Origin of the sequence: Salinithrix halophila, assembly GCF_042650125.1 — a bacterium.
GTDB classification, from domain to species: domain Bacteria; phylum Bacillota; class Bacilli; order Thermoactinomycetales; family DSM-45169; genus Salinithrix; species Salinithrix halophila.
The window spans coordinates 312,507-336,515 of record NZ_JBHSAP010000007.1 but is presented as its reverse complement, the minus strand read 5'-3'; the positions used below and the strand labels follow the sequence as shown (position 1 = coordinate 336,515).

Sequence of the window (24,009 nt, the reverse complement as noted above, 5' to 3'; positions counted from 1 at the left end):
CGATATATTTCCCAGGCTGAAGCAAGAGATTAACGGTGCAAGTATATACTCTCTTAATATTATGGGTGTAGGATTTTGGGGAATAAGGAAAGGAGGACGATAACGTTGGAAACGCCTCGAACATCGGAGGGAGCGAAGGGAAGGAAAGGTCCCGCTTCCCCCGGTTCCGCCTGGGAAGTGCTTCGGGTGGCTACAGGCCTGGGGCTGACTTCTTTCGGGGGACCGATAGCCCACCTCGGGTACTTCCGGGAGGAATATGTAAAGAAGCGAAAATGGTTGGATGAGAAAACGTATGCCGATCTAGTTGCCCTTTGCCAGTTCCTCCCTGGCCCAGCCAGCAGCCAGGTGGGGATTGCCATCGGCTTGCTGCGGGCAGGACTGCCTGGGGCGGTTGCCTCCTGGTTCGGGTTTACGATACCTTCCGTTCTGGCGTTACTAGGGTTTGCATGGTGGATCCATGGAGCCGACATTGGGGAGGCGGGGTGGCTTCACGGGCTGATGGTGGTAGCGGTTGCCGTCGTGGCTCAGGCGGTGTGGGGAATGGCTAAAGCCCTTGCCCCTGATCGGCCGAGGGGCACCCTCGCCTTACTGGCTGCCGGGGCCGCTCTTGCCTGGCCGACAGCGGGAACTCAGGTGGCTATCATCATCGCCGCCGGTCTATTCGGGTGGGGATTCCTCCCGAAAAAAGAGTTGGAGGAGCCTGTCTCGATCGCCATCCCGATCCAACGTCGAACAGCCATCGGTTGTTGGGTTCTATTGGTCATTCTTCTTTTGGGGCTACCGTTCGTGGCACAGATCACCCACTCCTATTGGGCCGCACTCGCGGAGGGCTTCTTCCGAACCGGCTCCCTCGTCTTTGGCGGCGGTCACGTCGTTCTACCCCTTCTGGAATCTGTCGTCGTTCCTCCGGGATGGGTAACCAGTGAGACTTTCCTTGCCGGATACGGGGCCGCTCAAGCCATCCCAGGGCCCCTGTTTACCTTTGCGTCTTATTTGGGAGCTATTGCAGCCGGTCTGCCGGGAGCTCTCCTAGCCACTCTGTCTATTTTCCTTCCGTCATTCCTATTGGTGACAGGCACCCTTCCTTTTTGGAGCCAGATCCGCCGTTATCCTGCTTTCCGGGCGGCCTTTGCTGGCGTCAATGCTGCTGTTGTCGGGATTCTGCTCGCCGCCTTGTACGACCCTGTCTTTACTAAGGCCATTCAAGGCCCCCTGGATTTTGCTCTCGCCCTCATCGCCTTTGGTCTCCTGATGATATGGAAACTGCCACCCTGGGTAGTCGTCATCGTGACAGCAGTAGGGGGAGTGTTGTTGAGCGGGATATGATCGAAAAAAACCGACACTCCTTGTTGAGTGTCGGTTTGTTAATTTAACTGGCACTTCTACTGATCATTCTTTTAACGTAGAAGTAGATGTTACCTAAAACAAACGCTAATGCTGCTGTAATCAATACACTCGGGAGAAAGGAAAGTTTCAGATAGGTTGATATAACTCTTTCAATTCCCAAGACAACTATCCCGAATATTAATAACTCGATGGAACCTTTGATATTCAAAATTACCACCACCTATTATCGTATTAAGAGCACTTCCAGGAATAATAGGCAATCTTAGCTGCTAATACGGCAACACTAAGCCTAGCCCCAGCTTTAGCCGCACCTTTTACTATGATTTTAGCGGCTTTTTTATAGGCCCCATCTTGGATCATATCAAATACAGAACCAGTAATAAAAGCCTTGATTACTGTACCAAATGAGTCAAATAACGCTTGAATTTGTCCCCTCAGTTTGTCTCTCGCAAGGGAGTCTTTCCCCCTACTAAAGCGATCAGACATATCAAGCTTCCCGCTGCGAGAAAAGCGACGGTGTTACTGAGATAATCCCCCAAGGCTCCCCATAACCCATAGCCCAAGGGCATAAACGCTCCGCTTACCGTCACAATGCCCATGACACGACTGCGATATGCTCGCTGGGTGAATTCCTGTGTGAAGGTAATGCTTATGGCCCCCGTTAATCCAAAAGCGACCCCCATCATGAACAGCAATCCGCCTAATTGCCAAGCAGCATGAACCAAAGGAAACCATAAAAACATCGTTCCGCCGGTAAACAAGGTGATCAAATACAACAGTCCCCGCCGCCTCTTTAAGGAGTAGAGGGAAAGGAACAAAAAAGCGAGTGCTGTTCCCAGCCCATAGCAGGACACCACCATCCCATAGGCCTGAGGAGTCCAGTGAAGATCCACTTGGATGAATTGAGGCAGATTCACTTGAATGGTGACAGCGGACAGATTGGCGAAAGTAATCAAAATCACGGACCAGAAAACAGCGGGTTCTTGAAGAAAATACCGGATTCCTGATTGGATATGGCGAAGTGGAGATCCTTTTTCCGCTTTTTGTGGAAAAAGATAGGGTAGGAAGAAATTACATCCGTAAGCGAGACCAAACGTCAGGGCATTGACCAGCACAACCATTCCAAACGAGGTATAGGCGATTAACATGCCCCCGAAAACGGGGCCGAGAATATCTGCGCTTCGCATAATGAGCTGGTTGATCCCCACGGCTCGTGAAATCTGGCTTTTTTTAATCAAATCAGGGATCAGGGCGGAGTATGTAGGTTTAAAAAAAGCCTGGGTAACCCCGAAAAAGATCGAAAAGACGGTCAATTCACTGAGGATCGGGTCTCTTCCGAATAGCGTAAAAGCCCAAATCATTGACACGACCCATCGGAGAAAATCGACAAAAATCAGAATCCTTCGTTTAGGGAGACGATCGCCTAACGCCCCACCCCAAAAAGAGAGGAGGATGACGGGGATTGTAGAAGCGATGAGGATGGAACCCATCGCAAGCGTGGAACCCGTAATCTGTACCACTTCCCAAGCCAGCCCTGCTTGATAAATGCCTGTTCCGATGGATGAAAGTCCTTGGCCGGTCCATAAAGCACGTAAGGATCGATTCCTCCCAAGAGTAGGGTGTGGATTATTTGAACCGTTACGGATTGGGATGTTCAAGGAGTTTACACCTCCTTAATTCATCATAACACCATTTTCCAATAGGCAAGCGGTTCCTCTGTACCCTTTGTGAACCCCCCGATCACAGACGTTTCCACTCTTCTTCCACCAGTTCATGGTTGATGACAGTGCCGATCTCATAGCCTTCGCCAGCCGCACAGATTAAGCCGGTAAAATTGTTCTTGGCATCGCCAATAATCGCGAGACCGTCGATGTCGGTCTGCCCGTGTTGATTGGTTTTGTAGCCGCCCTTCTCGTGTTGGGGTACGCCTAGTTTTTCGGGGATGTTGCAGGCTTGTGACTCGTTTAACTCGATGAACCCGCCTCGTCGGTGGATGGACTCCCCGCTATCCAACACGATCGCTTCCAAAAATCCATCGGTCGATTGGAGCTTTGCGATGGGGGATTCAATCAGCGGAATGTTTCGTTGGGCCAACTCCTTTTTTTCGCTTTCGTCGATGGTGGCCGGTCCGTTGGTGAACACCATTAGAGCGCGGCTCCACTGATAAACCAACTTCGTAAAGGGAAATATGCCGTCTCCATTTCCAAACAAGGCCAGAGGCTCGTCTCTCCATTCCCAGCCGTCACAATAGGGACAAAGAAAAACGGATGTGCCATATACCTCCTTGAAGCCGGGGATGGCAGGCAGTTCATCCTTCACCCCTGTAGCAAAGAGGATCTTTTTGCTGTAAAGAAGCTGTCCGCCTCGTGTCGTGGTTTTAAATCGGCCCGCTTCTTTTTCCACATCCTCCACGACATCCGCCATTACCGTGACGTTTTCATATTTCGCCAGTTGTCCTTTGGCGATGCGTCGAAGTTCCATCGGAGGGGTGCCGTCTCTGGTGAGAAAGCCATGGGCCTCCCGTGTAACGATATTTCTCGGCTGGTCGCCATCCACGATGATAACCTTTCTGCGTGAACGGCCTAAAACCAGGCCTGCGCTTAATCCTCCCGGGCCTCCCCCTACGATGACCACATCCCAGGTTTTTTGATCGATCATGCTTCCCTATCCCCTTCCCATGTCCGATCCTTGCTCTTAGGCTCCATCCATAACCCTTCCTTTTAAAGCGGATAATTATGAGGCGAAAATGAAAAAAGGCTGTTGAAAGGCATTCAAGGCAGATGGGGAGGCTTCGGTTCATTGGCGGGGTTCCTGGCGCAGGAGGGAAAGTTTCTCCCTTGTTCGAGATGGTTCCGTCTATAAAAAAACACCCCCTCGCACTTGCGAGGGGGTGTGGATCATTATCCGTTGACTTTGCCGCCGTACTTCTGGTATTTGCGCCGTTCATTCTTGGGCAGGATCCGTTTGCGGATGCGGAAATCCTTTGGTGTCACTTCCAGGAGTTCATCCTCGGAGAGGTACTCCAGGGCATCGTCCAGGGAGAGGTTTTTCGGCGGCTCCAGGCGCAGGGCTTCATCAGAGCCGGAGGCACGGAAGTTGGTGAGTTGTTTCTTTTTGCAGACGTTGACGTCCAGATCACCTTCACGAATGTGCTGGCCGACAACCATGCCTTCGTAGACGTCGATGTTGGCGCCGATGAATAGGGTACCCCGCTCCTGCGCGGCGTGGAGGCCATAGGTGGTGGCGGTGCCCGGTTCCCAGGCGACCAGCGATCCGTGGTCTCGAGTCTGGATGTCTCCCGCGTGGGGCTGGAAGCCGGCGAAGAGGGTGTTGATCAGGCCTTCGCCCCGAGTGGCGGTTAGGAATTGCTGGCGGAAACCGATCAGGCCGCGGGTGGGTACCAAATAGGTGTAGTGGATGCTGCCGTCATCCCGGAGCTGCATATCCGTCATCTGCCCCTTGCGCTGGCCGAGAAGCTCCACGACAGCGCCTTGGTACTCGGATGAAACTTCCACTTCGACGGTCTCAATCGGTTCATGCCACTTGTCATCCACTTTCTTCAGGATGACCTCAGGTTTGGAGACTTCAAACTCATACCCTTCCCGGCGCATGTTTTCGATCAGAATGCCCAGATGGAGCTCCCCTCGTCCGGCGACGAGGAAGGTATCGGGGGAGTCGGTCTCTTCCACTTTGAGGGCGACGTCCTTTTCCGCTTCGATAAAGAGCCGCTCCCGGAGTTTGCGGGAAGTGACGAAGTCGCCCTCACGACCGGCGAAGGGGCTGGTATTGACGCCGAAGGTGATGCGCAGGGTCGGCTCCTCCACTTTGATAGGAGGAAGAGGACGCGGATCTTCCGGGTCGGTGATCGTGTCGCCGATTCCCACATTGCCCAGACCCGTCAGGGCGATGATGTCTCCGGCAGTCGCCCGTTCCACTTCCACACGTCCCAACCCCTGGTGGGTGAAAACCTGGGCCACTTTTAGAGGTTTTTGCGTTCCGTCGGATAGGATGTGAAGGACGTTCTGATTTTTTTCGATGCTGCCACTGTTGAGGCGACCGATGACGATTTTCCCTTTGTAATCGTCATAGCCCATCAAAGTGGCTTGCATCTGGGTGGGCCCTTCGGTTTCGACATCGGGAGAGGGCAGGGTGTCCAGGATCTGTTCGAAGAGAGGTTCCAGATTGTCCGTCATTTCTCCCGGTTCCAGGCCGGATTGACCGGTGAGAGCGTTGGTATAGATGACGGGGAAATCCGCCTGTTCCTCATCGGCACCGAGGTCGACGAACAGGTCGAAGGTGGTATCCACCACGAAGTCGGGGCGAGCGTTGGGGCGGTCGATCTTGTTTACGACCACGATCGCTTTCAGCCCTCGTTCCAAGGCTTGACGCAGCACGAATTTAGTCTGGGGCATCGGCCCCTCGACGGAGTCCACCAACAGCAGTACCCCGTCGACCATGTTCATCACCCGTTCCACTTCGCCGCCGAAGTCGGCGTGGCCTGGGGTGTCGACGATATTGATCTTGACACCTTTATATGTGATAGATGTATTCTTGGATAGGATCGTGATGCCGCGTTCCCGTTCCAGATCGTTAGAGTCCATCACCCGATCAGCGACCTGTTGGTTTTCCCGAAAGATCCGGGCTTGTTTCAACATGGCGTCGACAAGTGTGGTCTTCCCATGGTCGACGTGGGCGATGATGGCGATATTGCGGATATTTTGAGGGTTCATGTGACCGGACGCGAATACGCGTCCCTGGCCTCCTTCATATAATTGATGCCATAAAAAAGCACCCGGCGCACGGTGGGCCGGGGAACTTGTGATTGGCCGAAAAGATGCTTCCAAAAGGGAATTATATCACAGCAGGTACAAGATATCTATGCCCATCCATTTCTGGGGCAGGGGTTCGTTTATTTTTTTATAATATGGGGCTTTATACCGCGAAGAAAGGCTTCCACTTTTACTTGGATATCGGGGGAAACATTGAATTTACGCAATGAGGCATTCATATGCTTGATCGCTACTTCATACGCTTCGTTGGTAATGTTCAGCCCGTTGTGGGCGGTTCGCAGATTAATCCCGTCATATTGACGGGGCCCGCCTAAAACATGGCTGATGAAATATTGGATCTGATGTTCACGGAGCCGGTCCGTATCGGCATGGATAAAATAATGGCTGACCCGCTTGTCCATGATCATTCGATCATAAAATTCATTGACTACGGCTATGATCCCCTCTTCGCCCAACTGATCGTAGAGTGTAGGTTTAGCCAAAGTGATCCCTCCAAACACAACAAATTCCGAATTTCGGTTCATGAATGTATGAAAAAAGCCAAAGGAACTGTGGGAGTAACAGACGTTCATGGGATGGAAACACGCGATCTTTTAACTGAATTTTCAATATGAAGGAGTGCAAGAAAGAATTGTCTGTTGCAGTGGTAGACTGCGCGGGAATAAAGTAATAGGGGCAGGTCCTCCCGCGGTCCAGTTCTGTATCGAAAGGATGACGTAAATGTGATTTGGACGAGTCTCTATCGTCGATTGGTACGCAAGGTAAAACATCGAACAGTCGATTCCACTCAGCCAGAGAAGCCGGACTTTGAAAAAGATCTACCTGGATCCACTGGAGAACACCATCTTCAGGAAAAGTACGGGACACGAAAACGTGCCTTGAGTTTTTATCACAACCAGATGCTGGACCGCCTCAATGAAACGATGATCCACTTTATCGCCCGACAAGAGATGATGTTTATCGCCACGGCAGACGGTCAGGGAGAATGTGACAATTCATTTCGGGCTGGTTTGCCTGGCTTTGTACAGGTATTAGACGAGAAACATCTCCTTTATCCCGAATACCGGGGAAACGGAGTGATGGCCAGCTTGGGGAACATCAGGGAAAACCCGCATATGGGTATCCTATTCATCGATTTTTTTGATACGGCAGTCGGCCTGCATGTTAACGGCAAGGCACATATCGTGGAAAAAGAAGAACTATTGGCCCATTTTTCCCATCTATCTTCCGCTATTCAACAATATATTTTCAGCCAAGGGAAGAAGCTGGAACGCTGGGTGCTGATCGAAGTGGAGGAGGCTTATATCCACTGTTCCAAGCATATTCCCCGATTAAGTAAACTCCCAAAGGAAATGGATTGGGGGACTGACGACCCCGTGAAAAAAGGAGGAGATTATTTCCAGGCAAAGAACGAAAGCCGACCTTGGGTGAGAAAGCGTTCCCAAAACGGCAAGTAAGGTTCAGATATACATACATTTATCGGAGAGAAACGAACCCATACTAGAAGGGTCATCCTATACAGAAAGCTGCTATGGGCAGGCTCCAACAGTAGAGAATTGCCATTATTATCTATTTCCTATAAATAACCATCGCTCAAGGCCCAGAGGCGGGCCTTTTTATCTGCCGAAATGAAAAACACCGGGTGCCTTCCTAAGCGCCCGGTGACGTTTTTCCCTTAGTCCTCTTCCCAGACCCGCACTTGCTGCATTCGGTCGCCGGTACGCATCTTTCGGACTGTTTCCAATCCGTCGGTTACTCGACCGAAGACGGTGTGGACCCCATCGAGATGGGGCTGGGGATCGTGGACGATAAAGAACTGGCTGGAGCCGGTATCTTTGCCGGCATGGGCCATGGAGAGGGTGCCAGGCTCATGTTTATAAGGGTTACCCGTGGTTTCACACTTGATGGTGTAGCCGGCGCCTCCGGTTCCGTTACCGATCGGGCAACCTCCTTGACTGACAAAGCCAGGGATGACACGGTGGAAAGTGAGGCCGTCGTAAAAGCCTTCATCGGCTAGTTTTTTAAAGTTTTCCACGGTGCCGGGAGCGGCTTCAGGGAAGAATTCCAGCAGGATTGTCTCGCCGTTGTCCATTTCGATACTGCCTTTGGTAGCCATCCAGGTCCCTCCTTAGTTCTGAAAATCTTTTTCCATCTTACCACAAAAAAAGAAACCCCGCCGTTGTCATCAGGCAGGGTTTCATCTTCTGTTTTTATGTTAATTCATGGCTGGCTCTTTCAGTTCAAGCACTTCTTCAGGATCGGCTTGAATACGTCCATAGTGGCGCATGGAACGGAAATTGTGTACTTCTTCGCAGGCTTTGGCCATCCGATCCATCACTTCTTGTTGGGTCAGCGGAACGGGGCTCCAGTAGTAAATGTCCAGCTTTAGGGTGCCGCCGTCGTCTGTTTCCCGGACGTATTCGATTTGGTCCGCTATTTGGAAGCCGTTCTTTTCGTAGAAGTGGATTCGCTTCTTCGTATCAGGCTGAGCGGGATCCGGTTCTTCCACTTCCAAGATAATCGCCTTTCCTTTTTTCTTCAGCTTTTCGATGACTTGACTGCCGACACCTTTGCCCCGGGTTTTTCCGCTGACGAGAAGGTAATCGACAAAGATGAAGTTGCGGAATTCCCCGTAGAGGAGAAGGTAATCTTCGGTCTCCTCTTTGTGGTAGATTTCCTGATCATCGAGCAGGTCCCGAAGATGGGCGTATTTTTTCAGCTCTTCTTCAGGGAAATAATCCTTCAAACGGTCATAATAATCCACTGATTGTCCTCCCGATTTGTTTTATCTGCAGGAAAAACGCTTCCGCAGAGGGTGACAACATTATTACTTTAACATAGCTATGGGAAATCGCAGAAAAAAATCCGAAAAACCGGATAATGCTTAGGGGTTTCGGGTCTTGACAGAATTGAGCAGGATGTTGCTGAACCCCGGGCCAGGCAAGGTTTTCCTTTATCATCTGCAAGGAAAAGCCCTCCTATACCTCAAAAAAAACCCGCTGAGAGTTCAGCGGGTTCTGTGTGGGCTCTTCAGGATTGGATGGGACGGTTATGGGATAACAAGATCTTTTGGAAGGTGCGAAAACGCTCCAAGGCCAATCCTTGATCCAGTGCTTCTTGTGCCCGAATGATTCCTTCCTGAGGGGAAGAGGTTAGTCCCGCCGCCCACAGGCGGAGGCCGCTGTTTAAGAGTGCCATATTCCGGCAGGCGGAAGGAGCGTCGCCCTCAAGAACATCATGGAGGGTTTTTGCCTGAAGGCGGGCATCGGTCCAATCTTCCTCAGGTACTTCGTCTTTAAGGCCGAATTCTCCGGGGTCGATGACCCGATCCTCCCAGTGTCCCCCTTGGAAACGGGCCACCCGGGAGCGGCGATGGATAGGGACGTCCTCGGAGCCGTCCACTCCTTGGACAACCAAACCTCGCTCCGCTCCCAAGCGTTCCAGAAGGGCCATCGCTTTATCGAAAGCCGACTTGTGGAAGACGCCGACAGCGATTGTAGCGGCATCGGAGAATCGAATCAGTTTCTCGGCGGTATTGATCACGGTACGAAGCCCCAGCTGTTCACGGATCGGCCGTAGTCGTGCTAGCGGAGGGCACCATCTCTCGGCTGGGACAAAGAGCACCCCTGACTCACGCGCAGCTGCGATGCTGGTTTCCCGGGGCAGATGCCGGGCGGAAATGCCTGCCGCCTCTAGGGTTTCGGAAGGGGTAGCACCCCGTTTGGGTGGGAGAGAGGGACAGGAGTGCAGGGTTACAGGGAGGCCACAGGCACTAAGAATAAATGCGGCGGGAATTGTCGCTAAGAAAGATTTTTTCCGGCCATCGTAGGGGCCTGCACAGTCGATTCCGTTTTTGACAGGGAAAGGGTCGCAACGATCACGGAGGGCTTCGGTAAAGGCGAGGATTTCATCGGTGGATTCAGTCTTGATCCGCTCCGCTAGGAAAAAGGCCCCGATTTGTGCCGGTTCGGCCTCGAAGTCCAGGATTGTTTCAGCCGCATAGCGGGCCTCCTCGTATTGAAGATCCCGAGCGCCCTTTTTTCCCCGGCCTACTTCTTTCAGAATATCAATCATCGGCAAAGTAGGTTTCCTCCTCATTTCTTGTCGTCCAGCAATTGATAAACATTGACAATGGAAGCGGCGACATCGGCGATTCGGCGCCGTTCGTTCATCGCATGTTTGCGTAGCAACTGATAAGCCTCGGGCTCTGAGAGGGATTTGGCTTGACATAGGATTCCCTTGGCCTGGTCAATCCATTTTCGTTCCTCTAGTTTGCGGGTGAGTCGTTCATTTTCCCGTGCAAGTCGCAGCCGTCGCTGGTGCCGTTCAGCACTAAAGCGCAGAGCCCAGTGAATCTGGTTTGCATCCATCCCAGGAAACAGTAAACCGTCAGGAGGAGAAAAGTGTTTGACCGAAAGTTGATGAGGATCCCTTCCGTCACAGCACCAGAGAAGGGGAAGGTCTTTGGAGGGATGATATTCCGTTAGGCGGTCAACAGGGATTGCTAAAACGATGGCGTCTGCCTCGCCCTTTGGCTGGATTTCTTCTGAGGCCAGCTTTTTCAAAACGTGCAACCCGGCTCTGGTGAGCATGTGATGAAAGGTATCTGGAAACTGTCCCGACGGTTTCTCTGATAGTAATATAAGACGTTGAATCATGGAACCCTCTCCCTGAAACCGAGATGAATATTTTTCCTCATTTTATAATACACGGCTCGTTATGTAAACTAACTTGACAACATTTGATTGTTAAGGTGACTTGGCATTTCTTTATGTCAATTTACTTGACATCAAAACGGAAGCCCTCTATAATGACCTTATCCTGAAAGTTGTGATAACCGGAGCAAGGGCACAATGGCGTGTCCAGCAAGGATGAGTGAAACCGGCAATGAAGTCTGACGTTTCCGTCCGAATTATCCGGTGAAGAGGAAATGGTGGCAACGAGGCCGCCTCCGATCCATTGGTTGAATGGTGTGGAGGTGGACTTTTGTGATTGGAAAAACCATGATTATTAGAAACAGGAGGTTTACGGGATGGTTTCTTCATTTGCGGATTTTCGAAAAAGCGGCCACTGGCCCAGCCTGTTGGCCTCCTTCCTCTATTTTGATCTCAGTTTTATGGTGTGGGTGTTGCTGGGATCTGTTTCGGTTTTCGTGTCCAGTGACCTTCAACTTACTCCCGGACAAAAAGGACTGTTGGTAGCCCTACCGATCCTGGGGGGATCCTTTTTCCGTCTGATCTTGGGGGTTCTAACGGATCGGATCGGTGCGAAGAGGACATCGGTACTGGGGATGATTCTCACGCTGTTGCCTCTGTTCCTCCTCTGGGTATCCGGGCGGACCCTCCCGGAAGTGTATGCATACGGATTTTTGCTTGGAATCGCAGGAGCCAGTTTTGCAGCCGCCTTGCCCTTGGCCAGTCGGTGGTACCCTCCCCGATACCAAGGTTTGGCCATGGGAATCGCCGGGGCAGGGAACAGCGGTACCCTCCTTGCAACCCTATTTGCTCCACGGCTGGCTGAACATTTTGGAGATTGGCATGCTGTCTTCGGAATGACCATGATTCCGATGGTGGTGGTATTGGTCACGTTCCTCTTGATCGCCAAAGAGGCTCCTGATCGACCTCCCGCCAAAAAATGGGCGGATTATTTCGATGTTTTAAGGCAGCGGGATGCCTGGCTCTTTTGCTTTTTCTATAGTGTGACGTTTGGTGGGTTTGTTGGCATGGCCAGTTTCCTGCCGATCTTTTTCAGCGACCAGTATGGTCTTGGGCGCGTTGCCACCGGTGATTTTGTAACCTTATGTGTGCTGGCCGGCAGTTTTGTCCGTCCTCTCGGTGGTTGGTTTGCTGATCGAGTGGGTGGAGTTCGGATGTTGCAGGTGTTGTATTTCGTCATCACGAGCCTGTTTTCAGTGGTCTCTTTCCTGATGCCCTTTCCTTTTGAAATGGCGGCGCTCTTTTTGGTAATGGCCGCCCTCGGACTAGGGAACGGGGCGGTCTTCCAGCTGGTGCCCCAGCGTTTTGGGAAGGAAATTGGCGTGATGACCGGGCTCGTTGGAGCAGCCGGCGGACTGGGTGGTTTTTTCCTCCCTTCCCTTCTTGGTGCTCTGAAGGGGGCAACGGGAACTTTCGCTTCGGGATATCTGGTGATTGCGGGTGTATCGGCAGCTGCTTTCCTCACGATATGGATTATCGGGCGACAGTGGCATGGTAAACGGGTTGTCCGACAAGGAGCCGTCCGGCATGGATAAGGGGGATAACCGACCGGAAGGTTTTCTGGACCGATTCCGGGAGAAGGAGCTGAAGGAGACAGCCGAAACGTCGGTAAAGACACGATGCCCTTATTGCAGTATGCAGTGCAGTATGTTTCTCCACGAGGAACGATCCCCCTATATCCGGCGGATCGAGTCCAAACCCAACCCGGATGATCCCGTTGTTCAGGGGCGGATGTGCATGAAAGGGTTGGAAGCCCATGTCCACGCTCTGGACCGGGGGCGTCTACAGAGGCCGCTCCTTCGGAAGAAAGGGACGTTGACACCTGTCTCCTGGGAAGAAGCGATGGCGTGGTTTCGGGAGCGGGTGCTGGAAACTCAGGAGCGGTGGGGAAAAGATGCCGTCGGCGTTTTCGGGGGCGGTTCCCTCACCAATGAAGAGGCATACCTCCTCGGTAAGTTTGCCCGGGTGGCCCTCGGCACCCGTCACATTGACTATAATGGCCGCTTTTGTATGTCGTCGGCGGCTACAGCGGCGAATCAGGCCTTTGGTCTGGATCGAGGATTGACGAATCCTTTATCCGATCTTCCCTCCAGTGACTGCATCATCCTAGCAGGGGCTAACATCGCTGAATGTCAGCCCACGATGGTGCCGTACCTGAGACAGGCCAAGGCGAGGGGGGCGTCCCTCATTGTCATCGATCCCAGAGAGACACCCACTGCCCGACTGGCGGATGTTCACCTTGCTGTTCGTCCGGGTTCCGACGCAGCCCTGGTAAATGGGATGTTGAAGGTGATCCTGGAGGAAGGGCTGATCGATGAAGCTTTTATTGCGGCTCACACGGTGGGATTCGAAGATCTCCGGGAGCATCTGGAGGGCATCTCCCTTAGGGAAATCACCCGGCAGACGGGGGTCGCCGTCGATCAGATCCGGCACGCCGCCCGACTTTACGGGAAAGCCGCCGAAGGTTTCGTGCTCACCGCGAGAGGGGTCGAACAACACGCTCACGGGGTCATGAATGTTCGTAACTTCCTCAATCTGGTGCTGGTTACCGGAAAAATCGGCCGACCGGGTTCCGGATACGGCGCGGTGACAGGTCAAGGAAACGGGCAAGGGGGAAGGGAGCACGGCCAAAAGGCTGACCAGCTTCCCGGATATCGGCAGATCGATAATCCGGCACATCGACAGGCCGTCGCCGCCGTCTGGGGGATTGAGGAAAGTCGGCTACCGGGGCCGGGGATATCTGCCTACGAGATGTTTGAGGCGATGGACCGGCAAGAGATTCGGGGGTTGGTGGTCCTTTCCTCCAACCCGGTAGTTTCCTCCCCCAACGCCCATCTGGCCCGACGGGCCCTGGAGAAACTGGATTTCCTCGTCTCCATCGACCTCTTCCTTTCCGAGACGGCTCAAATGGCGGACCTGGTTCTCCCCGGCTCTTCCTATACGGAGGATGAGGGGACGATGACCAATCTGGAGGGACGTGTCGTGCTTCGGCGGGCGGTTCGCCCCCTGCCGGAGGAAGCCCGGCTCGATTGGCAGATACTTGGGGAGATGGCCCGGGTTTTAGGGGAAGGGAAGTATTTTTCCTATCCCTCGGCAGAAGAGATTTTTGAAGAGCTCCGGCGGGCGAGCCGAGGGGGGAGCGCTGATTATTCCGGGATCTCCTACGAACGGATCGAACAAGAGGGCGGGGTGTTCTGGCCATGCCCGGAGGAGGATGAACCTGGGAAGGACCGCCTATTTACCGATGGACGCTTCTATCACCCTGACGGTCGAGCCCGGATCATTCCCGTTCCTGCTCCCGAACTTCCGGAAAAAACGGATTCCGACTATCCACTGGTGCTGACCACAGGCCGATTGTTGCCTCATTACCTGACTGGCGTTCAAACCCGCCGGACCCCGGCCCTGGTAGAAAAGGAGCCGGAACCGTTCCTGGCGGTTCACCCGGACACGGCCGCCTCCAGGGGGTTAGAAAACGGGGAAAAGGCCCGGATTCGATCCCGTCGGGGAGAAGTGACGCTGAAAGTGAAAGTGACCGACAAAATCCGAAAAGATACGGTTTTTTGCCCCATGCACTGGGGAGGCGAGGAAAACGTCAATCGGTTGACGCTTCCTGAGTTGGATCCGTACAGCCGGATGCCCTCATTTAAAGCCTGCGCCGTCCATGTCGAACCGGCAAAGGTCCGAAAACAAGCGAGGACAAGGAAAGGAGCAGGATCAATGCCCAAACGAAAACTGGTGTTGGTTGGAAACGGGATGGCCGGAGTGAACGTCGTCGAGCATGTACTGAAATTAGATCGGGACGCCTACGATATCACGATTTTTGGGAAGGAGCCCCATCCGAACTACAATCGGATTCTGCTTTCTTCGGTGTTAGCTGGTGATACCGGATTGGAGGATATCATCCTCAACAGTTGGGAGTGGTATCGGCAAAACGGCATCCACCTCCACACCGGTCGTGCCGTCACCCACATCGATACCGAAAAGAAAATCGTTCACGCCGAAGGGGGAATCTCCGCTCCCTATGACGAGTTGGTGCTGGCGACAGGATCGGAGCCCTTCATGCTGCCGCTTCCGGGCGCGGATAAGGAAGGAGTCATCGCCTTCCGTGATATTAAGGACTGCGAAACGATGATGGAAACCGCCAAAAAGTATAAAAAGGCCGCAGTAATCGGCGGCGGTCTGTTGGGTCTGGAGGCTGCACGGGGGTTATTAAACTTAGGGATGGACGTCCAGGTGATCCACATCTTCGACACCCTGATGGAACGGCAGCTGGACCGGGAAGCCGCCCGCATGTTGAAGACGGAGCTGGAAAGTCAGGGAATGAAATTCCTGCTGGAAAAGCAGACCGAGCGTATTCTCGGTCGCAAACGGGTGACGGGGCTCCGTTTCAAAGACGGGTCTTCGATTGATGCCGACTTGGTAGTCATGGCGGTCGGAATTCGTCCCAATGTGGCTTTGGCGAAGGAGAGTGGGATTGAAATCAATCGGGGGATCGTGGTGGACGACTGGATGAGGACCAACATTCCTGGCATCCATGCCGTTGGTGAATGTGCGGAACACCGGGGGACGGTCTACGGACTGGTCGCCCCTCACAAAGAACAAGGGGCGGTGTTGGCCAAGCGTCTTTGCCACCTGGCGACGGATCCCTATGAAGGCTCGGTAACTGCAACGAAACTGAAGGTTTCTGGTGTGGACGTCTTCTCTGCCGGCGAGTTTAACGACGGAGAAGACACCCGCTCCCTCCGCAGCCAGGACGAATGGAAAGGGACCTACAAAAAAGTGCTTCTGCGCGATAAACAGATTATTGGCGGTGTCCTCTTCGGAGATACGACAGATTCTGCTTCCCTCTTAGGGTGGATCCGCGACGGGCGGGAGATGACGGATGAGATCCACGCCGCTTTGATGGGCGGGGGAGATAAGGCCGGAGGCGGGGTTTCCGCAGCCCGAAATTTGGCCGACGATGATCAGGTATGCGATTGTAACGGGGTTTCCAAAGGAGAGATCTTGGGTGCCATCCGAGATAAGGGTCTTACCGATGTGGAAGGGGTAAAAAGCTGTACCAAGGCGGGAGCTTCCTGTGGCGGGTGTAAACCGCTGGTTGCTTCCATCTTAGAGGAGGAACTGGGGGAAACCTTTGATTCAGCTGCTTCGGCGAAGTCCCCGGTCTGTTCCTGTACGGATCTGACTCGGGACGACGTCGTGGAAGCCATCCGTGAAAAAGGTCTTACGATGGTGCGGGAAACGATGAACGTCCTTGGCTGGAAAAACCCCGAAGGTTGCCCAACATGCCGTCCGGCACTCAACTACTACTTGGGGATGGTAAGACCGGGGGAAGCCGTGGATGACCGGACTTCCCGGATCGTCAACGAACAGCGGCATGCCAACATCCAGAACGACGGCACTTATTCGGTGGTGCCCCGGATGTACGGTGGTGTGACGTCCCCTGATGAACTGCGCAGGATCGCATCTGCGGCGGAAAAGTACAACGTACGGATGATCAAGGTTACAGGCGGACAGCGGATTGATCTTTTGGGTGTAAAAAAGGAGGATCTTCCGGGAATCTGGGAAGATATCGGGATGCCCTCCGGTCACGCCTACGCGAAGGGTTTGCGTACTGTCAAAACCTGTGTCGGAGCGGATTTTTGTCGCTTCGGTACCCAGAATTCCATCGGGATGGGCATTCAAATGGAGAAGAAGTTCGAAGGGCTGGACACCCCGCACAAGGTGAAAATGGCGGTTTCCGCCTGTCCCCGTAACTGTGCGGAGTCTGGGATCAAGGACCTAGGGGTGGTCGGCGTCGACGGCGGTTGGGAGATTTATGTTGGCGGAAACGGCGGTGTCAACCTGCGTGGGGGGGATTTCCTCTGTAAAGTGAAGACGGAAGAAGAGGTATTGGAGATCACCGGAGCGTTTCTGCAATTCTACCGAGAGGATGCTGAATACTGGGAGCGTACATCGACTTGGTTGGAACGGATTGGCCTCGATCGCGTGAAAAAGGCGGTCGTGGAGGATAAAGACAATCGAAGGAAACTTCTGGAGCGAGTGGAAAAAGCCCTCGCCAACTATCGGGAGCCGTGGCAGACCGACGCGTCTGACAGAAAAACCCGGCGTATGTTCTACGAAGAAGCACAGGTGTGACGGGGAAATCGAGAGGAGGATTGAAAGTGAAAAAAGTATCCATCGGCCATATGAAGGATTTTCCTGTCCAAGCGGGGAAGAAGGTGCACGTCAATGGGGTGGAAATCGCTGTCTTCCGTCTTCTCAATGGGGATATCCGGGCGGTGGAAAACCGTTGTCCCCATCGCGGCGGTCCGCTCTCTGAAGGAATGGTCAGCGGAGATTTCGTCTTTTGCCCCCTTCATGAATATAAGGTGGATCTGTGTGACGGGCAGGTACAGGAACCGGATGCCGGTTGTGTCCGCACCTACCCCGTTGAAGTGGAAGGGGATGAAGTGAAGATCTGCTTGGTGGAGGAAAAAGTAGGAGTTTGATCGAATAATGCGTTGTGTAAGGGATGCTCGCACGTCAACAATAAGATGGCTTGTCATATTTGGGGACGGCAGGTGCCGTCCCGCTTTCTATAGACGGAGGGGATGGAGATGAGAAGCAGAGGAACGGTTTATCTGGCAGGCGCTGGACCCGGTGATCCCAAATTGGTTACCCTGCGTACCTGGGAACTGCTGGCTGAGGCGGATGTGATCCTTTACGACCGTTTGGTCAATCCGGAGTTGCTCAACCGTGCCAAACCCTCCGCCCGGTTAGTCGACTGCGGCAAACGGTCTGGGAAACACACACGATCCCAAGAGGAGATCAACCGAATGCTGGTGGAGGAAGCGGAGAAAGGTAACCAAGTTCTGCGCCTAAAGGGAGGCGATCCTGGGATTTTTGGCCGGGTAGGGGAGGAAGCCGCCTGGTGCGCCGAACACGGTGTTCCTTTTGAAATCATACCGGGGGTGACGTCCGGCGTGGCGGCTCCGATCTATGCCGGGATTCCGCCTACCCACCGGGGAATCAGTGCTTCTGTCGCCTTTGTCACCGGTCACCAGGGGACGGAGGGATCCCCAGAGCCGGATTGGAAGAGCCTAGCGGCAGGCGTGGATACCTTGGTGATCTATATGGGGGTCGGCAACCTCCCGTCCATCCGGGATGTCCTGTTGGAGGGGGGACTGTCACCGGAAACCCCTGTTGCTCTGGTCCGCTGGGGAACGATGTACGGTCGGCAGAAGGCACTGACGGGTACTCTGGGGGATATCGTCAAACAGGTTCAAGAGACTGGTTTCCGGTCGCCGGCTGTGATCATCGTTGGAGAAGTGGTACGCCTCCGGGAAAAGCTGGTTTGGTTTACAGGCGAGGAGAGTGGTACAGTGAAAGAAACGGTCCCATTGTAGAGAGGTGAAAGAACATGGTCAGTCCCTTAAAGACAGGGGTGCTGCTAATCGCCCACGGTTCCGGGGCCGAAGAGTGGAACTGGCTCGTTGAGGAGGCCGCATTAGCGGTGGAGACGGAGTTTCCCCTGAAAGTCGGCTACCTGGAATTGGTAGAGGGGCAGCTGATTCCAGATGGAGTAAGGGAGCTGGAGGCCATGGGTGTGGAACGAATCCTGGCAGTGCCTCTCTTCGTTTCTTCGGGTAGTACCCACCTGGAGGAAATCCGGTATGCCCTGGGCGTAGAGCATCGACCCCGTATCAAGACGGCTCTTCCCCAGATCTGGCCCCGGGCAGAAATCCTCTGGTGTCCAGCTATGGATGCTCACCCCTGTGTAAGGGGGATTATGGCAGACCGGGTCCGTGCTCTAGCCGACTCTTCCCTAGAAGAGACCCTTCTTTTGGCCGCCCACGGAAGCGAAAAATCGGGATTTCGGGAGGAGTGGGAGAAGGGGCTTGCTTCATTGGCGGAGGAGATGGGGCAGCGCTTCGGGTTTGCTGCCGTTGACTATGCGATGTTACGGACCGGTGACCTCCGACTGAAGGCGGAAGCATTGGCACGTCGCGGTCGTCTTCTCGTGATGCCGACTTTCTTGAGCCGGGGGTATTTCACTGAAACCGTCTTGCCCCGGGAACTGGAAGGGATCCCCCATCGTTACCGGGGGGAGACCTACCTTCCCCACCCTGGGGTCAGCCGATGGGTGGAGGATACGATCAAACGGGCGTTGTCCACCCGGTAGCAGGAGTGATTTCCTCAGATTTGAGTCTTTCCCCGGCTTACGCCGGGGTTTTTGGTTTCCGGTATGATAAGATAGGAATGGTCTCTATATTCCATTGCAAGGGATTTCTTATAAAAGGAGGGCAGGGATCGACTGCGTGCTAAGAAATAAGTACAAAGAGAAGATATCCTTGTCGTTTAAGCTGACGGCTGCTGCTGTGTTTGTATTTTTTCTGGAAGTCTGGATGGAGAACGACTCCGCCTCATACTACACAGAGTATTTGCAGCCGTTTTTTCAGGTGAAGGTAAGCCTAATCCTGGTTGTATTGCTGGGGACGGTGCTGGCCATCTATCATTCGGAATTGGTCAAAGCCTACAAAGAAGATCTCGCCGACAACGCCCGGCTGTTATTGAGTGCATATGACGACTTGAAGGACTATAAATGGAGGGCCCGGATCTTAAAGGCTCTGGAAAAGTTCACGAAGAATGAGTCCTTCGTTCTGGCTGCCCAGCTTTACACGTATTCGGTTAAACAAGCGGAAGGCCAGTTGCAAATTAAAATCAATCATTTGGACGGGTACGTATGGGAGAAGACGGATTTAAATGCTATGGTTCAAACCTATTATTCTTTGGATCTTTCTCTGTACCGGGACTTTGAAAGAGCCCGAAAAAAGTTTGTACGGGGTGAGTTTGAAGAATTGCTGCGGTTCATCCAGAAGAATAACCATGAAATATCCACATCCGTAGAGATTAATGACCGTACGGCGATCCAGTATGCGTTGGTTAGGTTGGCGCTGGATTTGTTGGAAGACGTGATGGACTTTGAATTTTTCCTGGATCCCGCCAAAGTGAAGAAAATTACCAACCATAAACGGACGGGAATTTTAAGGGGATTGCTTTTGAAGGGGGAATTTTACAAATTCCTGCATGAGGGTAACAGTGAAAAAAAGGGGCGGGTCTACCTCACCAAAACGATTACCATCAAAAATACGGATCATGTCTTCTTGTTAACCCTTAGCCCAGAAATCCTTGACGTGGAAGATACGGAAGCGCAAATGGAAAATCTGGTCGAAACCTTGATTGAAGGCATGCACAAAGCAGAGCAGATCACGTATAATGAAGATAGTACATAATCGACGACAGGGGGAATTCAAAAGAATGTCAACTGCGATGCATCGGACTTCAAGCGCCAAGGATCAACTGGATATTGTCGAGAAACTTCAGAGGATGGGCATTACCGTGAAGCCCAAAAGCCAGTCACAGGCAGGTAATGATCAATATTCAGGGATTGTGGGTAAGCATCGAAAACAGTTGATAATCAAGTGAGTCGAGTCATCCCCTTACAAACCGTCCGCCGTGAAGGTGGACGGTTTATTTGTGTGTTCCCAGAAAAAAACGGTCCGCCTGTCGCGGGCCGAAGGGTACTGTTATCTATGGGCCAATCTGATTCCATGGTGTTTTTATAACCGGGTGGCCAGCTTTGTTTCCAATGCTGTACACCCTTCTAAAAAACGCTGGCCATTTTCCGTTAATTCTCCGCAGGTACTTAGCAGAGAGATGATTTCGGAGACTCTGTATGGCTCTGCTCCCCATTCCAAGCTCAGTTCACCGCCCGATCGGGTGGCCAACTGCCGAAGTTGAAGGGTTATAACCAGTTTCTCCAGCCAACCCTGTGCTTGATGTTCCTTTCCATTTGAAGCAGGAATCGAGCGTGCAGGGTTATGAAAAAGTTGAAACACATCCATGATCGCGTGTAGTCGGTTTCTAGCTGTCTCTATCAAAAGCATAGGAAGGATGGGACGCTGGGCCGATGGAGAGAAATAGGCGAGTCCTCTATACATGCGAAGGTCGTCGCTGTCTTTCGAAGGAAGATCAGAATCATAGGGGAGTATGGTATAGACGGACTGTCGAAACTCTTTATAGGCTTCGGGCCACGTTTCTTTTAGCTGATGGATCGCTTTCACAACTTGTTGGCTAAAGGATTGAAACGCTGGATCCTCCAAAAATGCTTCCTTTCGATGGGACAAAAGGGGTTTATACCAGTCGTGTTTCTGGATGATGGCCACTTTTTCGGCGGGGAGGAACGGCAAGGGCTCCCATCGCAAGCTGTCGGATATCTGTACCTTCCGGGCTCCTTGTACAAAAAATGACGCTGGTAAACGATAACAGGAATCCCCCAGTTTGATAAGGATGTCCGCCTGTTGTTTTTCGATAGGAAATACTTCCGGCAGCTCATGATCCGATACGAGTTCCATGCCTAAAGACGGCAGTTGCCAGGTGTGCGAAGTGGATCGGGAGACCCAATACTCTTTTTGTTCCAGAAGAATATCCTTCTGCAAAAAATAAGCGATCCAAAAACCTCCCATTTGATAGAGAAGTTGTTCCAGCCTGGGAGGATATCCGAACTGGATCGCTTCTGCAAAGCGTTTGATCCAGGAAGTAAACTCGGGACAATGAAAAGCCTCCGTCAACGAGGCCGCGTCCATCCGTTGCATGGTGGATAAAAGCGTCTGGAGGTATTCCTTTGGCCTATAATCATTCAACATTCCGAAGCCTTTGCTCATGGATAACAAAAAGCGTTTCAGATAAATGCGAAAGGTATAGCGTTGCAAAGTTTGAAGCGTAGCGGGATAAATCGAAACGAGGTTCTTCACGTTGATGGCTTCCAAAGGCGGGCCCGATATTTTTCGCACCCAATCTTTATCGATAGCCAAATGCTGTGCCCCGGACGTCGGTGTCTCTTTTTGTTGGTGCGATCCCCAAATCCGTTCGGCACGACGTTCCCACCAAGATTGGATCACCTTCTGGCGGAAAGAGGCCTGTTGGAAAACATCCAATAGATTGTCCATGACGGATTCGAGGGGTTTGGCGTCTCCCTTGGCTAGATCCATACCTTTTTCATAGTTGGGGACCGGAAACATAGGAAGAGGTTCCCACCATAACGGCTCATGGGATAACACCTCTCTGATCACCGGGATCAGCTCCCGTACAGCATTACTGGTGTTACAGACAAAAGATACACTAAGAGAAGGCCCTTCTGAGACTCCCCAATGAGGCCAAAATATCGGAATATAAAGGAGATCCCCCGGTTCCAAAACAAACTGAATGGCATTCTCCGGCATAAAGATATTCCCGACCTCGGGGTTTTTCAGCATCCGTTGACGCAACTCTTCCTGGGGAATAATCGTCGGAGGATGCAGTTTCCAGATTTTTGTTCCTTCCTGCTGAAGGACAAAATTATCACTATCATCATAGTGGCAACCGATACTATGTCCATCGGAGGCAAGTACACCGTCAAACCAAACATCTGGCCAGGACATCGTCTGGGCAATACGCGTCGAAATCTTTTTAAACCGCTGGTTAGCGGAATCCCACCGCTGAGCAAAAACCAATCGGTCGCCATCCCGTTTGACCATCTGAGGATTGCTCGTCTCGATGGTGTTAGCGGTGCGAGCAAATTCTTCAGCTGAGATCGAGGTTTGTAATAGCTTTTTGGCTCCCCCTTTCAGAAAGAAGGGCTTTTTCCTCCAATAGTCCGCTATGAATGTTTCCCGACTGATCTCTCCTGCGATAAAATCCATCTTAGCCAGCCCCTTTCATCAGGGTAATGGTTGAATCGAAGATCTTTTCTCCTCCGCTTGCTTTTTTGTAAGATGACGATCAAACCATACGGTGCAAAGTGCTCCAATTAGCAAACCAACACTGATGAGGATCGTCAGGGAGAATCCCGAGGAACTGATTTGCCCTGTCTTTTCTCCCTCGACAAAAGAACCAAAAGCACCTGCTGCGAAAGCTCCCGTGATAAACTGGATCATCTGAAAAAGCCCCATATAGTTTCCGGTCTGCTCCTTCGGGACACTGGTCATGGCGATTTTGTTCTGGGATGGCATCGTAAGGGTACTGCCGAGACCGCTTAATAAATAAATGAGCAGAAAGATCCATAGATAACTGTGCCCGAAGACGGTCCATAAAAATAGGGCGGTGCCGATGATACTGATCCCAATTCCTGTTCCCATGGTCAAGAGGGGGTTTCGATCAGCGGCCTTACCAGCTAAGCTTGCAATCGATACACCGATGACGGAATCAATCAAGATCACCCAACCCACCTTATCCGGCGGCCAATGGTGAACGTCTCGGAGATAGCTCGGCCCATAGAGGGCGATCGTATTGACGACCATGAACAGAAGAAAGACACGAATGCAAGCATTTAGAAAACGGACGTTCCGATAAAAACGCTTTGGAAGCAGAGGGGCATGATGCTTTTCACTGTAGAGGAACAGTCCGATGGCAAGAAGCGCAATACCCAACCACATAATTTTCCTGGCGGGCTCCAACATAAAGAACTGGAACAAGATCATCCCCGCTCCCAAGGATAACCCGCTGAACCAGGGGATCACGGTTTTTTCGCCGCGATTGGTTTCCGATTCATTGTGGGGGATGCGGATCCAAGCGAATAGAAAACTGATCAAGGAGCAGAAAGCCAGCACATAAAAGAGCATGGTCCATTCATAGGTTTTGAGGATCAGTCCTCCCAAAGCCGGACCAATGATCGTTGCCAGTGCCAAGGTGGCCGAAAACCAACCAAAGGCCCACCCCATCTTTGTTTCAGGAAATTGATGCCGAATCAACGTCACCGTTGCAGGAACAATCATGGCATCTGCAAGGGCTTGGGTCGATTGAAAAAACAAAAATCCTCCCCATTGGGTCATGGTTGCACTCATGACGCAGGAAAGAATAAAAAGAGCCAACCCGGTTAAAAAAATGACGCGGGGGCCTACCCGATCCGTAATTTTCCCGAAAAAAGGAAGCCCAACCGCGAAAAAAGTAAAGAACAGAATATTTCTAACTTGCAGCGTTTCATAATCGATCGTAAAGGCTCGGACGAGATCGGGGAAAGCAATGGATAACATGGACGTGCTCATGACACTGGCGAACACGCCTGAAGCGATGGTTATAATCAGGATTCTTTGTTGGATTGAGATCATGGTCATCCCCCGGAACTCTTTTTTTGTTCA

The 24,009-nt window shown here is 52.4% G+C and carries 19 protein-coding genes and 1 pseudogene; 10 read left to right on the top strand and 10 right to left on the bottom strand.

From position 1 onward, the window contains the following. The first annotated feature begins 105 nt into the window (after positions 1-105). A complete protein-coding gene (chrA, locus tag ACFOUO_RS03730; protein WP_380702277.1) occupies positions 106-1,326 on the top strand; it encodes a chromate efflux transporter in 1,221 nt (406 codons plus the stop codon). A 455-nt stretch (positions 1,327-1,781) separates the two neighbouring features. On the opposite strand, the gene ACFOUO_RS03725 is transcribed toward chrA, so the two are convergent. From ACFOUO_RS03725 to ACFOUO_RS03710, 4 genes are all read right to left on the bottom strand, one after another. Beyond that, complete coding sequence (locus ACFOUO_RS03725) at positions 1,782-3,005, bottom strand: MFS transporter (protein WP_380702275.1); 1,224 nt, start codon at positions 3,003-3,005, stop codon at positions 1,782-1,784. A gap of 82 nt (positions 3,006-3,087) precedes the next feature. Then, complete coding sequence (locus tag ACFOUO_RS03720) at positions 3,088-4,005, bottom strand: NAD(P)/FAD-dependent oxidoreductase (protein ID WP_380702273.1); 918 nt, start codon at positions 4,003-4,005, stop codon at positions 3,088-3,090. Positions 4,006-4,247: 242 nt separating this feature from the next. Then, positions 4,248-6,077 (bottom strand): translational GTPase TypA, encoded by a 1,830-nt coding sequence (typA, locus tag ACFOUO_RS03715; protein WP_380702271.1) that lies wholly within the window; start codon positions 6,075-6,077, stop codon positions 4,248-4,250. A gap of 179 nt (positions 6,078-6,256) precedes the next feature. Next, positions 6,257-6,619, bottom strand: coding sequence for a group I truncated hemoglobin (locus tag ACFOUO_RS03710; RefSeq protein ID WP_380702269.1), 363 nt, complete (start codon positions 6,617-6,619; stop codon positions 6,257-6,259). A gap of 240 nt (positions 6,620-6,859) precedes the next feature. On the opposite strand from ACFOUO_RS03710, the gene ACFOUO_RS03705 reads away from it, so the two are divergent. Beyond that, positions 6,860-7,594 (top strand): pyridoxamine 5'-phosphate oxidase family protein, encoded by a 735-nt coding sequence (locus ACFOUO_RS03705; RefSeq protein ID WP_380702267.1) that lies wholly within the window; start codon positions 6,860-6,862, stop codon positions 7,592-7,594. Positions 7,595-7,812: 218 nt separating this feature from the next. Here ACFOUO_RS03705 and ACFOUO_RS03700 read toward each other — a convergent pair whose 3' ends face one another. The 4 genes from ACFOUO_RS03700 to ACFOUO_RS03685 all read right to left on the bottom strand — a co-directional run bounded on the left by ACFOUO_RS03700 (position 7,813) and on the right by ACFOUO_RS03685 (position 10,795). Beyond that, complete coding sequence (locus tag ACFOUO_RS03700) at positions 7,813-8,253, bottom strand: peptidylprolyl isomerase (RefSeq protein WP_380702265.1); 441 nt, start codon at positions 8,251-8,253, stop codon at positions 7,813-7,815. A 99-nt stretch (positions 8,254-8,352) separates the two neighbouring features. Beyond that, positions 8,353-8,901, bottom strand: coding sequence for a GNAT family N-acetyltransferase (locus tag ACFOUO_RS03695; protein WP_380702263.1), 549 nt, complete (start codon positions 8,899-8,901; stop codon positions 8,353-8,355). A 266-nt stretch (positions 8,902-9,167) separates the two neighbouring features. Then, on the bottom strand, positions 9,168-10,211 hold the full coding sequence (locus ACFOUO_RS03690) for an anthranilate phosphoribosyltransferase (protein WP_380703241.1): 1,044 nt from the start codon (positions 10,209-10,211) through the stop codon (positions 9,168-9,170). 20 nt (positions 10,212-10,231) lie between these two features. Beyond that, on the bottom strand, positions 10,232-10,795 hold the full coding sequence (locus tag ACFOUO_RS03685) for an ANTAR domain-containing response regulator (protein WP_380702261.1): 564 nt from the start codon (positions 10,793-10,795) through the stop codon (positions 10,232-10,234). A 374-nt stretch (positions 10,796-11,169) separates the two neighbouring features. Here ACFOUO_RS03685 and ACFOUO_RS03680 point away from each other — a divergent pair, with 374 nt between their 5' ends. From ACFOUO_RS03680 to ACFOUO_RS03645, 8 genes and pseudogenes are all read left to right on the top strand, one after another. Then, positions 11,170-12,387, top strand: coding sequence for a nitrate/nitrite transporter (locus ACFOUO_RS03680; RefSeq protein ID WP_380702259.1), 1,218 nt, complete (start codon positions 11,170-11,172; stop codon positions 12,385-12,387). Further along, positions 12,344-14,512, top strand: a pseudogene (gene nasC, locus ACFOUO_RS03675) (assimilatory nitrate reductase catalytic subunit NasC); the annotation flags it as partial. The gene ACFOUO_RS03680 and the pseudogene nasC, both read left to right, overlap by 44 nt. 57 nt (positions 14,513-14,569) lie before the next feature. Continuing rightward, a complete protein-coding gene (gene nirB, locus ACFOUO_RS03670) occupies positions 14,570-16,990 on the top strand; it encodes a nitrite reductase large subunit NirB (RefSeq protein ID WP_380703239.1) in 2,421 nt (806 codons plus the stop codon). Positions 16,991-17,010: 20 nt separating this feature from the next. Further along, positions 17,011-17,343 carry a nitrite reductase small subunit NirD gene (gene nirD / locus ACFOUO_RS03665; RefSeq protein ID WP_380702257.1) on the top strand — a complete coding sequence of 111 codons (333 nt, stop codon included), beginning with the start codon at positions 17,011-17,013 and terminating at the stop codon, positions 17,341-17,343. A gap of 108 nt (positions 17,344-17,451) precedes the next feature. Then, the gene (gene cobA / locus ACFOUO_RS03660) at positions 17,452-18,240 is read left to right on the top strand and encodes a uroporphyrinogen-III C-methyltransferase (RefSeq protein ID WP_380702255.1); all 789 of its coding nucleotides are present in this window, start codon (positions 17,452-17,454) and stop codon (positions 18,238-18,240) included. A 14-nt stretch (positions 18,241-18,254) separates the two neighbouring features. Further along, positions 18,255-19,016 (top strand): sirohydrochlorin chelatase, encoded by a 762-nt coding sequence (locus tag ACFOUO_RS03655; protein ID WP_380702253.1) that lies wholly within the window; start codon positions 18,255-18,257, stop codon positions 19,014-19,016. Between the two features lie 169 nt (positions 19,017-19,185). Next, on the top strand, positions 19,186-20,127 hold the full coding sequence (locus ACFOUO_RS03650) for a hypothetical protein (protein WP_380702251.1): 942 nt from the start codon (positions 19,186-19,188) through the stop codon (positions 20,125-20,127). Between the two features lie 25 nt (positions 20,128-20,152). Beyond that, on the top strand, positions 20,153-20,320 hold the full coding sequence (locus ACFOUO_RS03645; RefSeq protein ID WP_380702249.1) for a hypothetical protein: 168 nt from the start codon (positions 20,153-20,155) through the stop codon (positions 20,318-20,320). A 134-nt stretch (positions 20,321-20,454) separates the two neighbouring features. Here ACFOUO_RS03645 and ACFOUO_RS03640 read toward each other — a convergent pair whose 3' ends face one another. Both ACFOUO_RS03640 and ACFOUO_RS03635 read right to left on the bottom strand, forming a co-directional pair. Next, positions 20,455-22,575 (bottom strand): JmjC domain-containing protein, encoded by a 2,121-nt coding sequence (locus tag ACFOUO_RS03640; RefSeq protein WP_380702247.1) that lies wholly within the window; start codon positions 22,573-22,575, stop codon positions 20,455-20,457. An 18-nt stretch (positions 22,576-22,593) separates the two neighbouring features. Beyond that, positions 22,594-23,985, bottom strand: a complete 1,392-nt coding sequence (locus ACFOUO_RS03635; protein WP_380702245.1) for an MFS transporter — start codon at positions 23,983-23,985, stop codon at positions 22,594-22,596. Between the last annotated feature and the right edge of the window lie 24 nt (positions 23,986-24,009).